We start from the raw sequence: 13,555 nt of genomic DNA on the forward strand, positions 1-13,555 counted from the left end.
AATAAAGTGAGTAAAATTAGCGCATCGGAATCGTTAAGAGGTGCTCACCATGTTTCACTGTCCAAAATGCCATCACGCCGCCCACGCGCGCACAAGTCGATATTTCTCTGATACCACGAAGGAGCGTTACCATCAGTGTACAAATATCAACTGCAGTTGCACCTTTGTCACGACCGAGACCCTTTCGCGTTTTATCGTTTCACCGGGTGAAGTCGTGCCAGCACCACCACACCCGGCAACGTCAGGACAGCATCAGATGCATTGGATGTGACAAATGAGAAAGCCCCACAATTGCGGGGGCTTCTTCGATTTGATAATTTAAGGTGTATGTTTTATTACAACGTGTGTAGTTAAGGTGTTTTGAAGGAAGTCATTTTAGGATAATCAGAAAATGATGTGAATTTTAACATGAGAAATTATATAACTTGGTAGCAATACAGAATATTGATAGTGTAAAGTATGTGTATTAAATTCTAGAACTTAATAAGGACAATTATGCTTCTGCCAAAACTAAACAAACAATCAAATAATCATCTGTTAATTGGAGAGAATGGAGCAGGTAAAAGTAGGCTCATGGCCGAATTAGCACAAGAAATAGCATATTCCGAACCATATGCCAATATTATCACTATTGCAAACACTATTCATAATAAATTCCCAACTTTACGTATTAAAAATTATTTTAGGCTACCATCAAATAAAATAAACCATGTAAGTGATGTAATGATAGATGCTTTGTCTTCTAAAAGATCACAGCTTGATAGTGGGAAGTCATTTGAGATCCTCCGGAGGGTGTTAGCTTATATTGGTTTCAATAGTAAGATCGAAGTGTCATTTAAATTAGTAAATAGCACGGACTCTCTGAAAAAAATAAACTCTTTGGAGTATACAAGATCTCTAGAGATATATGATATAATGAAAGTTAGATCTTTTTTGTCAAGAGTGCCGACAATTGAAACCGCACCAGGGTTATGGTCTAGCAATGAAAAAAACCCTAAGATCCAGATGGTAATAGATTTTGAATACCCAGGCATTGATTTGGAAACAGAATACCTACTTTCTGTCTTAAGATTGAAATATCATTTAACGAAGCTAAAAATTTTAAGTGATGTAAAGATCTCACTTTATAAACACGGTGAAAAAATAAATTTAAATGAAGCTAGTTCGGGCGAGTTAACTCTTTTAACTTCGTTGTCATGGATCTCGATGCACATAGATAAAAAGGCATATATTCTTATAGATGAGCCGGAGAATAGTTTGCACCCTAGATGGCAGCGTGAATATTTTAAAAATTTAAATGATTTGTTCTACCATTATAAACCAATCATTGTATGCGCTACCCATGCCCCTATGGTCATTTCAGGTGCACATAGTTCAGAATCTAAAGTTAGTATTTATAGGACTATAAATGGGAATATAAAAAAGCTTGCAGATCACCATTCAAAAAATATTGAAGAGATACTCACTGATGTATTTCAAATAATAACTCCTGAAAGTCGATATTTCAGCTATCTTATTAATAAACTAATAAATACTGCTTTAAAGAATAATATTGATGAAGCTGAACTGCATGAGCAATTAAAAAAGTTTAAAAAAATTACTGATGACCATAAACATCTTGAAATAATTGATTCAATACCAAATATTATCAAAGAGATTAAAAAGAATGGCTAAGTTTAAATATACTGAGGAAGAGGTGTTGGCAATACGCCGTTCGGTTGCTGAAGGCGGAAATATATGGTATAACAAAAAACTTATAAATGTAAAAAAAACTATAAAAAGCCATTACAGAGACAAATGCTTAAAATGCTGTTATTGTCAGCGATCTTTTAAAGGGGAATTTAATCTTGTCATTGATATAGAGCATATACTTCCTCAGTCACTCTATGCTAAGTTTATGTTTTCTCCAAAAAATTTAAGCATTGCTTGCAAGCGATGCAATATGCAAATAAAAAAAGCGAACATTGAATTTATAGTGGGTGGTTATCATAAAAAAAGAATTTTCAATAAGTCAACCTACAAATTTATACATCCTAATTTAGATGATTATAATAAGCACATTACGCGAATAAATATAGAAGTTGAAAACCTATCGATCACAAAATATATAGTCAAAAATAATAGCCTCAAAGGGTCTTACACATATAGATTTTTTAGGTTGTTTGATTTCGAATGTCAAGATTTTGATCTTGCACAAGGAATACCTATCATTGAGAGATACATTTAATTGTCATGCTTAAGTTAAAGTCATTGATGCTACAAACCATAATATCAGTAATTTGAATATTTCCGATTACACGAGACTGAGCTGTATAGATGTGAATACGTTGTTGATCATTGCGGGAGAGTGTTTGCACCTCTGAATGTGTACGATACTATTGTGTTAGAGCATATCGAAATAAACCCGCCTGAGCGGGTTTATTGTACCGATGTGGTCAACATGTGGACGTGACCTGAAATAAATCCTTTTATTTCATTGTGTTGAAGCGTTTCAAAAAGCTCCTGCGGGAGCCTTCCCCCCTCACCTCAAAACACTTTCTTGAACGGTCTGACGGTCACTTTCTCATAAACCCCTGCCGCGACGTACGGGTCTGCTTCGGCCCAGGACTGTGCAGCTTCCAGCGATTCAAACTCCGCAATGACCGTTGAGCCGCTAAAGCCAGCCGCACCGGGATCGTTGCTATCCACTGCGGGCATCGGGCCGGCGGTCAGTAATTTTCCTTCGTCATGTAACAGTTGCAGACGCGCGAGATGGGCAGGGCGCACGGAAAGTCGTTTTTCCAGAGAATCGGCAACATCTTCAGCGTAAATCACGTAAAGCACGGCGGAGCTCCTTAGCCATAAAAAGTGTCAATTACGTTATGTGAAAGCATCGATGACTGCAATGTAAAGATAACGACCTTGTTAAAACCATAACAAAGATGCGCCTTTTTTGGCCTCGCGAGCAGTTAAATCGCGAGAAGATGGAGTGCCTTATTGAATATGATTGCTATTTGCATTTAAAATCAGGGTCTGGTTTTTTAACTGTAACGATTATGACTTCGATGACCCTCGATTTACCTCGCCGCTTTCCCTGGCCGACGCTACTGTCCGTTGTGATCCACGGCGCTGTCGTGGCGGCGCTGCTCTACACTTCGGTTCATCAGGTTATTGAAATGCCAGCACCTGCGCAGCCGATTTCTGTGACGATGGTGTCGCCAGCAGACCTGGAGCCGCAGGTGGTTCCGCCTCCGCCGGAGCCGGTTGTCGAGCCTGAGCCAGAACCCGAACCTGAAATTGTTCCGGAACCGCCGAAAGAAGCGCCCGTGGTGATCCACAAGCCGGAGCCAAAACCTAAGCCGAAGCCAAAACCGAAGCCGGTGAAAAAGGTCGAGGAGCGTCCGAAGCGTGAAGAGCGTCCGGTCGAACCCCGCGCGGTGCAGTCAACCCAGAACACCGCACCCGCGAAACCGGTCATGAATAGTTCGCCGACGACGACGAAGCCGGTGGTGTCTGCTCCTTCTGGTCCGCGCGCGATGAGCCGCAATCAGCCGCAGTATCCTGCGCGTGCACAGGCCCTGCGTATTGAGGGACGTCTGCGTGTGAAGTTTGACGTGACCGCGGATGGCCGTGTCGATAACGTCGAAGTGCTCTCGGCGCAACCAGCAAACATGTTCGAGCGAGAAGTGAAAGCCGCGATGCGTAAATGGCGCTACGAGCCTGGCAAGCCGGGGAATGGACTTATCGTTAACATCGTCTTCCGCCTGAACGGCGGGGCGCAGATGGAATAAACAAGAAAGCCTCCAGATGGAGGCTTTTTTTATACCTGTGGCAGTGGGCGAGGTTTGCCCTGATTGTCCACCGCGACATAGATAAACAGCGCTTCAGTCGCCTTGTAGCGCTGGCCAATCGGCTCGGAAGAGACCTTCTTTACCCAGACTTCAATGTTGATCGATATCGACGTGTTACCGCGTTTGACGCAGCGTGCGTAGCAGCACACAACATCACCCACTGCGACCGGACGCAAAAACGTCATCCCGTCGACTCTGACCGTCACCACGCGGCCATGTGCGATCTCTTTTGCGAGGATCGCGCCTCCCATGTCCATCTGGGCCATTAACCACCCGCCAAAGATGTCACCGTTCGCATTGGTGTCGGCAGGCATAGCAAGTGTGCGTAAAACCAGTTCGCCCTGAGGGGCGTCATTCGTTATTGTCATTGTTTCTTAAGCTCGTTACGGAAGACGACAGGCGGGATGCTACTATGATTTACAGCTGGTGGGAAATACGAAAAGCAGACGGTCGGGAAGAGAAAAGGCCAGACAGCACGCTGCCTGGCCTTCAATTTTAGTGCTTATCGTCCTGAGGCATATGGCGATAGATATACACACCGCTGAGCAGCGTGAAAATCAGCGTCAACGCCGTCAGGCCAAAGACCTTGAAGTTGACCCAGATATTCTGCGGCAGCCAGAACGCAATGTAGATATTCGCCAGCCCGCAGAGGATAAAGAACAGCGCCCAGGCGATATTCAGGCGCGACCACACTTCCTGAGGAAGGGTGATCTCTTTGCCGAGCATGCGCTGAATCAGCGGTTTATTCATCACCCACTGGCTGAACACCAGCGCACCCGCGAACAGCGCGTAAATGACCGTCACTTTCCATTTGATAAATTCATCGTTATGGAAGAACAGGGTTAATCCCCCAAACACCGCCACCAGTACAAAGGTGATCAGCGCCATTTTTTCGACTTTACGATAACGCACCCAGCTGTAAATCAACACCACGGCCGTCGCGACGATTAACGCGGCTGTGCCGGCATAGATGTCGTAGAGCTTGTAAAACGCGAAAAACACGACCAGCGGTAAAAAATCAAGAAACTGCTTCATTCTTCGATTCCATTATCTGCTTTCAGGGAAACTATTGGCGAATCAACATATACAGGCGGAATAAATAGACCAGCAACACGGCTGAAATCAGGTTACTCAGCGTGTTTGCAACCACCGCACCGACGTTTGGCGTCAAGACCGCAAAGTTTGGTGCAAACAGCAGCAGCAGGGTTTTGGCCAGCAGCCAGCTGATCACCGCCGGGGCCACCAGGCGCATATTTGCCCATGCCAGTTTTGCACTGCTGCGCATGGCTGTAAATATTCCCATCTTGTCCTGCACCAGCATCACTGGGGCGAACGAGAGAATTATTGCCAGCAGTACACCCGGCACGACCACCAGCATCACCCCAATCTGCACCAGCATGGTGGTCAAAAAGATCAGGATGAACAGTTTAGGCAGTACAGGCGCGCTGGCACCGATGGCGCGCAGGGCGCTGACGCGATGTCCCGCAGAAATGAGCTGAACCATCAGCAAGACACCGCCCGCCAGAATCGCATTACCGATCAAGCCCGAGAAGGTCGATGCCGCAGAGGCGCGCAGCAAAATCTGCTGCTGTTCTGGCGTCATGTTCTGAACCAGATCAAACAACCCGCCGCTGCCGGCGAGATGATCGCCCTGGCTCAGGGTGGCAATTTGATCATCACTCGGCGAAAACGCATGGCCAAGCACCACCGTGATAAACGCGCAAAGCAAGGCGATCAGTAAAAAAGTAATGAACTGATTGCGGAAGAAATTCCCCGTGTCACGGTAGACGGACTTCGCCGTGATAGACATGCACTCTCCTTGAGTATTGCAGGTATTAATAAGCGGGCAATTGTACCCTGGATAACTCTGTCGTGGCAGCACCATGACTTGTATGGAAAAGCATATCTTTGTAAAGCCTCGGTCATTTTGCAAAATTGACCTGAGACGAGGATATGCGTGTCGGTTTGCACGGCAAAAATTAATCTGGATCAATGAATGTTAAATTACCAGACCAAGTGTGATCTGAGTTAGATCACTTGTTACTTATTTATGAGTATATTCACCGCGCCAATAAAACCACAACGATGGAGCGGATATGAAAAAGTTAGCAGTGGCAGCCCTGATCTTAAGCAGTATTTCTGGCGGTGCGTACGCACATGAAGCGGGCGAGTTCTTTATTCGTGCGGGTTCGGCAACGGTTCGCCCGACAGAGGGATCGGACAATGTGCTGGGGAGTCTGGGCGGCTTCAACGTCAGCAACAATACCCAACTGGGCCTGACGTTCACCTATATGGCAACGGAAAATGTCGGTATTGAACTTCTGGCGGCAACGCCATTCCGCCACAAAGTCGGCACCGGTCCGACGGGAAATATTGCAACGGTTCATCAGCTCCCGCCAACCCTGATGGCGCAGTGGTACTTTGGTGATGCCAGCAGCAAAGTGCGTCCGTATATCGGTGCAGGTGTGAACTACACCACCTTCTTCGACGAGAAGTTTAACGATACGGGTAAAGAGGCCGGTCTTTCCGATCTGAGTCTGAAAGATTCCTGGGGTGCTGCGGGGCAGGTCGGGCTGGATTATCTGATCGACCGCGACTGGCTGCTGAACATGTCCGTCTGGTATATGGATATCGACACCGACGTGCGCTTCAAGGCTGGCGGCGAACAGCAGAGCGTCCATACGCGCCTGGACCCATGGGTGTTTATGTTCTCGGCGGGTTATCGTTTCTGATCGCTTCAACGCTCGTAAAAAACTGGTCGTACTGCGGCCAGTTTTCATTGATCAACGCTATGCCACCAGCTCCGGCATATGCTTAAGTACAAATTCCAGCACCTTCTCACCGTCCAGTGAGGCAAACGGATAGCTTTCGATAACCGTGATCGGCTGGCCTTCACCAATCACTGCCCGTAATTCTTCAAGCTTATATTGAATGTGCGGCGCGACCAGGAAGGCGTCAAAAGCCGGGGCGACGCTGGCGAAATTATCCAGCCCGACGGCGCTTATCAGCAGTTTCATTCCGCGCGCATCAGCAGCATGCTGCATTTTCCTGGCAAGCGACTGGGCGGTATTGCCGAACAGACAACATATCAGTAACTTTTTCATCAGATTATCCTCATGGAAACTGTGGATACAGTATTCTTCGCGATAAAAAGAAAATGAGAGCTAACGCAACGTGTTGGTTGTTTTTTCATCGGCAAAGCGGAGGGAACAACGTTCCCGCTGGGGAACGTTGTGAGAGGGGCGTTACTTCTGAATCAAATAGCGAATGGTCGGGCCGTCCTGCTGAATATCCAACACGGTGTAGCCGTGATTTTTGGCATCCAGCGGAATGTTATTGATCGATTGAGGACAATCGCTCACCACCTCCAGAATTTCCCCTTTCTTCAATTGCGGCAGGGCTTCGAGGGTGGCGACGGCCGGGTACGGACAAGGTTCGCCAACCATATCGAGGCGATAATCAGGGACAATTTGCGTCATGCCACATTCTCCTGTGTTTCAGTGTTACGCGCGGTGCGACGAAAGAATCGTTTCTCCTGGGCGATAACCAGTAAAAAGGCGATCAACAGCAGGGCGTAGGTGACCAGCAGCCCGCCCAACGGACCAAAGGTGTTCAGCAGATTGACCTTATCCCAGCTGGTGGCGAGTGCAGGCGAGAGATCGTCCCAGTAATAGGCCAGAATAGTCGAGCCGATGACGTTGCCGAGACCCACCCACCAGTAGTGAACCTGTCCTTCCACGGCACGGTACATCCAGCCGGTTTCGCATCCACCCGCCAGCACAATACCGAAGCCAAACAGCAAACCGCCAATCACCGCATTCGGGCCGGCCCACATGATTTTTGGCTCCACGCCCAGCTGCACATAGCTGAAAATACCGATGGCGCTGACTGCCATTCCGGCAATGATCGCTTTTGCCATCATGGTGCGCCCGGTGATCCACATATCGCGGAACGCCGAGGTAAAGCAGATCTGCGCGCGCTCAATCAGCAGCCCAAAGCCAACGCCAAACAGCATCGCCAGCCCCAGTTTTGGCTGATTAAATGCGGTACACAGTGCCCACGCAATCATCGCGAAAAAGACCAGCATTCCCAGACGGAAACGGCGTTTCGCCTGATCCGGTTTTTGCGTGAGCGGGGAGGCGGCGCTGACTTTGGTCATTTTGACCGGAATGCGGAAGATAGGCAGCAGCGTGAAACGCGCGCCAAAGTAAGAACCGATGGCGGTCGCCACGGCGAAAAACCAGGCATGCAGGGAAAACTGAGGAATACCCGTGAAGAAGGCCGCCAGGTTGCACCCCATCGCCAGACGCGCGCCAAACCCGGCGATAATTCCGCCCGCGATGGCCTGCGCAATACGAATACGGCTGCGGGGCATACGCAGTTTGACGTTATTGGCCCATAGCGCCGCCGCAAAACAGCCGCCGAACATACCGATAATCATCATCCCGTCGATGCGGGTGAGCGGGGTGCCCTCCAGATGAATCAGCTTAAAATAACCCCACTCTTCGGCATGCACGCCCGCCAGCTGCAAAAGCTGTCCGCCCCAGCGGGTAAATTCACCCGTGACCGCCCAGAAGGTGCCGGTAATGCCGAAATAGTAGGTAGAGAGGATACCCGCAGCGATGACTGCAGGAACAGGGGACCAGAACTTAATCAGATAAGCCTGTTTGAAGTGTTGCCATGACATGTGTAAACCTCTGAACTCAGAAGGATTTAAAACGGCAGAGTGCCGAAAAGAAGGGGGATCATACTCTTACGATCCAATTTGAAAAGTGTCGTCCACCCAAAAGCTCGACCCGATCAATTTTGTCCTCACCCTTAAGTCGTAGAGGCTCTGCCGTTTGCCATCAGTTCATCACAAACACCGTGCGTTTTTTGCTGTCATCCTGTGACCATGCCTGAGCGACATCTTCCAGCCGTGCCCTGGTGGTGGCAATCGTGAATCCACCGGGAACCGCCCCCTGAAACATCTCACCCGTGGCCTGAATGAGCTGTGCCAGCGACAGGCTACCAATCCCGCTGCCCATTAACTGAATCGGAGAGGCGCGCAGTACCGCGCTCGGCAGCGCAATTTCCGCGCCGGAAAGTGAGCCGACCTGAACAAAACGCACCGGCGTCAGCCCTGGCGTATGCTTTGCCAGAGCGTTGAGAATAGCGAGCGCGCTCTGCCCCCACAGATAGTCGATCACCACATCAATCTGCTGGGCCGCCTGTTCAGCAAACGCCTGTGCGATGCGCGCGTTATCGTCGCTCAGCAGTATGCTCACATCCGCATTGAGGCGGGACAGTGCCTGCGGATTGCGGCCCGTGACGATGATCTTCCCGGCGCCACGGTAGCGGGCAATTTGCACCGCAAGCTGCCCGGCACTGCCCGTGGCCCCGTTGATGAGTACGGTCTCGCCTGGCTGAAACTGCGCGCGTGTCACCAGTGCGGCCCACGCCGACATCCCCGGATTCGCCATCGCGGCGGCGGTGGCATCGTCCAGCCCCTCAGGTAAGGGAATACAGAGATTCACATCGACTGGGGCAAACTCCGCCGTGCTGCCCCAGGGGGACGGCGGAAACGCAAAATAGACGCGCTGACCTGCTTCGGTGACGCCCGTTCCGTCGATCCCGGCGATAAAGGGCAGTGTGCCGTCAAAACTGTAGTGCTTACCGGAGGCCCGGCTTTTCACCACATGGCTGATTGCCGAGGCGGTAACGCGAACGAGGTGCTGGCCTGGCTCAATGTTGGGTGTTGCAAAATCGGCGTAAACCGGCCCAGCGAGCGGATCATAAACAACGGCTGCTTTCATACACTTTCTCCTGTTGTCAAATATGTGTAAAATGCACATATCTTTTAGAGCACTATACTCGCCAGGAAAATATATGCAATATGCACATAAATACGATGTCACGGATTTTCACGGCGCGCTGCTGGATATCATGGGCGTAATGAATCAGCCGCAACGCGACAACACCCTGCTGTCGGAGGCGGGCGTTTTGTTGGATCAAATTTTGTTCCCGTTGCTCATCACCATCGACCGCTACGGCCCGCTGGGCGTGGTCGAGCTTGCCGACAGGCTGGGGCGCGATTACACCACCGTCAGTCGCCAGGTTAAACGTCTGGAGGCACAAGCGCTGGTGCAGAAGAAGCCAGGCGCGACGGATAAACGGGTTTCCGAAGTATCCACCTCGGCGCAAGGAAAAGCGTTAACGATGAAAATCGCGCAGGCGCGTATGACGCTGATGAACCAGATTTTCAGCGACTGGCAGGAAGAAGATGTGGGGAGTCTGTTTCGGCTGGTGCGTAAATACGCGGACAGTATTAAAGGGGAATAACCGTCTGGCGGGTCGCCAGACGGTCAGAACACTCAGCCCTTGCGCGTCGCCGCTTTCATCGCAGCGACGAAGTCACGCAGTTCAGTCAGCATCTGCTCTGGCTTATCGACGTTGCGCTCGATAATTTTCACAATCGCGGATCCGGAGATAGCACCTGCGGCATTGGCATCAATCGCTGCGGTGACCTGCTCTGGTGATGAGATTCCGAAGCCCTGCAGAGGAGGGGCAGCGTGATACTCGGCCAGTTTTTCCACCAGATGATGCAGGGGAAGCGCTGCTTTGTTTTCCGCACCGGTAACGCCCGCGCGCGACAGCAGATAGGTATACCCGCGACCGTAAGAGGCAATCTGGCGCAGCAGTTCGTCATCGGCGTTTGGCGGGCAGATGAAGATCGGCGCGACGTTGTGACGCATCGCTGCCTGACGGAACGGTGCAGACTCTTCTACCGGCACATCGGCGACCAGCACTGAATCAACGCCCACGCGTGCACATTCGGCGTAGAAATTATCGATACCTTTGCTGAAGACCAGGTTGGCATACATCAGCAGGCCAATCGGAATGGTCGGATGCTTCTGGCGGATTGCCGCCAGCATCTCAAAGCACTGGGTCGGGGTCACGCCTGCGGCAAAGGCGCGCAGGGTGGCGTTCTGAATCGTCGGGCCATCCGCCAGCGGATCGGAGAACGGGATCCCCAGCTCCAGCGCATCGGCACCCGCAGCAATTAAGGTGTCGATAATTTTCAGCGACTGCTCCGGGCCTGGATCGCCCAGCGTGACGAAGGGAACAAACGCGCCTTCCTTGCGGGCTTTCAGTTCAGCAAATGCGTTATCGTAGCGTTCCATCAGATTTCCCCTCGTGCTTTCAGAATATCGTGAACGGTGAAGATATCTTTGTCACCGCGACCGGAAAGGTTAACCACCAGCAGCTGCTCTTTTTCCGGGTTTTCTTTAATCATCTTCAGCGCATGAGCCAGCGCGTGAGAAGACTCCAGCGCCGGGATAATCCCTTCGTTGCGGCACAGAGTTTTAAACGCTTCCAGCGCTTCGTCATCGGTAATCGAGACATAATCCGCGCGACCGATGCTGTTCAGATGCGCGTGCTGCGGCCCGACGGACGGGAAATCCAGCCCGGCGGAGATAGAGTAAGACTCCTCAATCTGGCCTTCGTCGGTTTGCATCATCGGCGACTTCATGCCGAAGTAAATCCCTACGCGACCATGTTTCAGCGGCGCACCGTGCTCGCCGGTTTCAATGCCGTGACCCGCAGGTTCGACACCGATCAGGCCCACACTTTCGTCATCAATAAAATCAGCAAACATGCCGATGGCGTTGGAACCACCACCGACGCAGGCGATAACCGCATCCGGCAGACGACCCTCTTTTTCGAGGATCTGCGCTTTGGTCTCTTCCCCGATCATGCGCTGGAATTCACGCACGATGGTCGGGAACGGGTGTGGGCCCGCAGCGGTACCAAGCATGTAGTGCGCGGTATCGTAGCTGCCAGACCAGTCGCGCAGCGCTTCGTTACAGGCATCTTTCAACGTGGCGGAGCCGCTGTGTACCGGGATCACTTCGGCACCCATCAGACGCATACGGAATACGTTCGGCGACTGACGCTCTACATCCTTCGCCCCCATGTAAATACGGCATTTCAGGCCGAGCAGGGCGCTGGCGAGCGCTGATGCCACGCCGTGCTGGCCTGCACCGGTCTCGGCGATGATTTCGGTTTTGCCCATCCGCTTGGCAAGCAGCGCCTGGCCCAGCACCTGGTTGGTTTTGTGCGCGCCGCCGTGGAGCAGATCTTCACGCTTGAGGTACAGGGTGGTTTTTGTGCCTTCGGTCAGGTTACGGCATTTGGTCAGCGCCGTCGGGCGACCCGCGTAGTTTTTCAGCAGGTCGGTGAATTCCGCCTGGAAGGCCGGATCTTTCTGCGCGCTGACAAACGCTTCTTCAAGCTGGCGCAGGGCAGGCATCAAAATCTGCGGCACGTACATGCCACCAAACTCACCAAAATAGGGATTTAATAAAGTTGTCATTTGCTCTTCCTTAATATGCACGCAGCGTCTTGAATACCGAGGCCAGCTTACTGGCATCTTTGATACCCGGCTGAGACTCCACGCCAGAATTGAAATCGAGACCCGCACAGCCTGCTTTCGCGGCTTCTACGCAGTTATCAGGGCTTAATCCACCCGCCAGCAGGACGTTGTCCAGCTTCTCACCGTTCAGCAGGGACCAGTCGAAGCGAACGCCGGTTCCGCCCTGGCCGTTATCCAGCACATATTTATCGACATGCTGGAGATCGCGTGGAGGCAGCGTGTCGCTCACGCTTTGCGCTTTCCAGATTTGCACCTGCGGTGCCAGTGCCTGGCGAAGTTCATTGATGTACGCCTGACCTTCGTTGCCGTGCAGCTGCACGGCAGTCAGCGATAAGTTTTCAGCTTTGGCGGCGACGTCCGAAACTGGCGCATCGCGGAACACGCCAACATAGCTCAGCGGAGCAGCGGCAATCACCTCGCGGGCCTGATCTTCCGTTACTACTCGCGCAGACGAGTCGACAAAAATCAGCCCGCCGTAGACGGCACCCGCCTCGAGGGCGGCGGCGGCGTCCTGAGGGCGCGTCAGCCCGCAGACTTTGTTCTCACCTAACAGCACGCGGCGGACAGCGGCATTCAGATCGTCGTGAGACATCAGCGCCGAGCCGATCAAAAAGCCGTTTGCGAAATGACTCAGCTCGCGAACCTGGGCATAAGTATTAATGCCCGACTCGCTAATAACGGTGACGCCAGCTCCGAGACGTGGCGCCAGCTGGCGCGTGCGGTTCAGGTCGATGGAGAGATCGCGCAGGTCGCGGTTATTGATGCCGACGACTTTGGCTTTCAGCGCAATGGCGCGTTCCAGCTCCTCTTCGTTGCTCACTTCCGTCAGCACACCCATATTCAGGCTGTGGGCGACGGCGGCCAGTTGTCGATACTGCTCGTCATCCAGCACGGAGAGCATCAGCAGGCAGGCATCGGCCTGATAAAAACGCGCGAGCCAGATTTGGTACGCATCAATAATGAAGTCTTTGCACAGAATCGGCTGCGGGGCAATCTGGCTGACAATCGGCAGAAAATCAAAACTGCCCTGGAAATATTTCTCATCCGTCAGCACCGAAATGGCTGACGCATGGTGTTTGTAGACCCCGGCAATACGCGCGGGATCGAAGTCGTCGCGGATCACGCCTTTCGATGGCGAGGCCTTTTTGCACTCCAGGATAAACGCGGTGCGCGCGCCCTGCAGGGCATCATAAAAACGGCGCTGACTGGGAACCACGTCATTCTGGAAACTGGCCAGCGGCTGCTGCTCTTTGCGCGCTTCTACCCAGATGGCCTTATCGGCGACGATTTTCGCTAAAACGGTCTGCAT

Annotated in this window: 17 protein-coding genes and 1 pseudogene; 6 read left to right on the forward strand and 12 right to left on the reverse strand. The window is 51.6% G+C overall.

Annotation, left to right across the window (positions count from 1 at the left end):
• Positions 1-49 precede the first annotated feature (49 nt).
• The 3 genes from OVA10_RS12535 (at position 50) to OVA10_RS12545 (ending at position 2,227) form a co-directional block, all read left to right on the forward strand.
• Positions 50-271 carry a DNA-binding transcriptional regulator gene (locus tag OVA10_RS12535; protein ID WP_268196064.1) on the forward strand — a complete coding sequence of 74 codons (222 nt, stop codon included), beginning with the start codon at positions 50-52 and terminating at the stop codon, positions 269-271.
• Between the two features lie 302 nt (positions 272-573).
• On the forward strand, positions 574-1,674 hold the full coding sequence (locus OVA10_RS12540) for an AAA family ATPase (protein ID WP_326493394.1): 1,101 nt from the start codon (positions 574-576) through the stop codon (positions 1,672-1,674).
• Complete coding sequence (locus OVA10_RS12545; protein ID WP_268196066.1) at positions 1,667-2,227, forward strand: HNH endonuclease; 561 nt, start codon at positions 1,667-1,669, stop codon at positions 2,225-2,227. Before OVA10_RS12540 ends, OVA10_RS12545 begins: the two co-directional genes overlap by 8 nt.
• A 299-nt stretch (positions 2,228-2,526) precedes the next feature.
• Here OVA10_RS12545 and OVA10_RS12550 read toward each other — a convergent pair whose 3' ends face one another.
• Complete coding sequence (locus tag OVA10_RS12550) at positions 2,527-2,823, reverse strand: YciI family protein (protein ID WP_100779949.1); 297 nt, start codon at positions 2,821-2,823, stop codon at positions 2,527-2,529.
• A gap of 221 nt (positions 2,824-3,044) precedes the next feature.
• Between OVA10_RS12550 and tonB the strand changes: the two genes are divergently transcribed.
• Positions 3,045-3,770 carry a TonB system transport protein TonB gene (gene tonB / locus OVA10_RS12555; RefSeq protein WP_123427708.1) on the forward strand — a complete coding sequence of 242 codons (726 nt, stop codon included), beginning with the start codon at positions 3,045-3,047 and terminating at the stop codon, positions 3,768-3,770.
• A 29-nt stretch (positions 3,771-3,799) separates the two neighbouring features.
• Here tonB and yciA read toward each other — a convergent pair whose 3' ends face one another.
• The 4 genes and pseudogenes from yciA to OVA10_RS12575 all read right to left on the reverse strand — a co-directional run.
• Entirely contained in the window at positions 3,800-4,198 is a 399-nt protein-coding gene (gene yciA, locus OVA10_RS12560; protein ID WP_268196067.1) for an acyl-CoA thioester hydrolase YciA, read from the reverse strand.
• Positions 4,199-4,325: 127 nt separating this feature from the next.
• Positions 4,326-4,865, reverse strand: coding sequence for a septation protein A (locus OVA10_RS12565; protein WP_268196068.1), 540 nt, complete (start codon positions 4,863-4,865; stop codon positions 4,326-4,328).
• Positions 4,866-4,896: 31 nt separating this feature from the next.
• The gene (locus OVA10_RS12570) at positions 4,897-5,640 is read right to left on the reverse strand and encodes a YciC family protein (RefSeq protein WP_107703439.1); all 744 of its coding nucleotides are present in this window, start codon (positions 5,638-5,640) and stop codon (positions 4,897-4,899) included.
• A 25-nt stretch (positions 5,641-5,665) separates the two neighbouring features.
• Positions 5,666-5,752, reverse strand: a pseudogene (locus OVA10_RS12575) (YkgJ family cysteine cluster protein); the annotation flags it as partial.
• Between the two features lie 174 nt (positions 5,753-5,926).
• On the opposite strand from OVA10_RS12575, the gene ompW reads away from it, so the two are divergent.
• Complete coding sequence (ompW, locus tag OVA10_RS12580; protein ID WP_123427710.1) at positions 5,927-6,562, forward strand: outer membrane protein OmpW; 636 nt, start codon at positions 5,927-5,929, stop codon at positions 6,560-6,562.
• Between the two features lie 57 nt (positions 6,563-6,619).
• Here the strand turns inward: ompW and OVA10_RS12585 are convergent, their stop codons facing one another.
• The 4 genes from OVA10_RS12585 to OVA10_RS12600 all read right to left on the reverse strand — a co-directional run bounded on the left by OVA10_RS12585 (position 6,620) and on the right by OVA10_RS12600 (position 9,625).
• A complete protein-coding gene (locus tag OVA10_RS12585; RefSeq protein ID WP_107703440.1) occupies positions 6,620-6,934 on the reverse strand; it encodes a PTS sugar transporter subunit IIB in 315 nt (104 codons plus the stop codon).
• Between the two features lie 141 nt (positions 6,935-7,075).
• The gene (yedF, locus tag OVA10_RS12590) at positions 7,076-7,309 is read right to left on the reverse strand and encodes a sulfurtransferase-like selenium metabolism protein YedF (protein WP_100779956.1); all 234 of its coding nucleotides are present in this window, start codon (positions 7,307-7,309) and stop codon (positions 7,076-7,078) included.
• Entirely contained in the window at positions 7,306-8,517 is a 1,212-nt protein-coding gene (yedE, locus tag OVA10_RS12595; protein WP_181826430.1) for a selenium metabolism membrane protein YedE/FdhT, read from the reverse strand. The genes yedF and yedE overlap by 4 nt, the downstream gene beginning before the upstream one ends.
• 160 nt (positions 8,518-8,677) lie before the next feature.
• Entirely contained in the window at positions 8,678-9,625 is a 948-nt protein-coding gene (locus OVA10_RS12600) for a quinone oxidoreductase family protein (protein WP_268196069.1), read from the reverse strand.
• A 73-nt stretch (positions 9,626-9,698) separates the two neighbouring features.
• On the opposite strand from OVA10_RS12600, the gene OVA10_RS12605 reads away from it, so the two are divergent.
• Entirely contained in the window at positions 9,699-10,151 is a 453-nt protein-coding gene (locus OVA10_RS12605) for a MarR family winged helix-turn-helix transcriptional regulator (protein WP_181826428.1), read from the forward strand.
• Between the two features lie 32 nt (positions 10,152-10,183).
• Here the strand turns inward: OVA10_RS12605 and trpA are convergent, their stop codons facing one another.
• From trpA to trpCF, 3 genes are read right to left on the reverse strand one after another with little or no spacing between them, the layout of a single operon-like run.
• The gene (gene trpA / locus OVA10_RS12610; protein ID WP_268196070.1) at positions 10,184-10,993 is read right to left on the reverse strand and encodes a tryptophan synthase subunit alpha; all 810 of its coding nucleotides are present in this window, start codon (positions 10,991-10,993) and stop codon (positions 10,184-10,186) included.
• Entirely contained in the window at positions 10,993-12,186 is a 1,194-nt protein-coding gene (gene trpB / locus OVA10_RS12615) for a tryptophan synthase subunit beta (protein ID WP_100779961.1), read from the reverse strand. The genes trpA and trpB overlap by 1 nt, the downstream gene beginning before the upstream one ends.
• Positions 12,187-12,196: 10 nt before the next feature.
• A complete protein-coding gene (gene trpCF / locus OVA10_RS12620) occupies positions 12,197-13,555 on the reverse strand; it encodes a bifunctional indole-3-glycerol-phosphate synthase TrpC/phosphoribosylanthranilate isomerase TrpF (protein WP_123428160.1) in 1,359 nt (452 codons plus the stop codon).

The sequence above is a fragment of the Lelliottia sp. SL45 genome, assembly GCF_026672535.1.
Lineage (GTDB): Bacteria > Pseudomonadota > Gammaproteobacteria > Enterobacterales > Enterobacteriaceae > Enterobacter > Enterobacter nimipressuralis.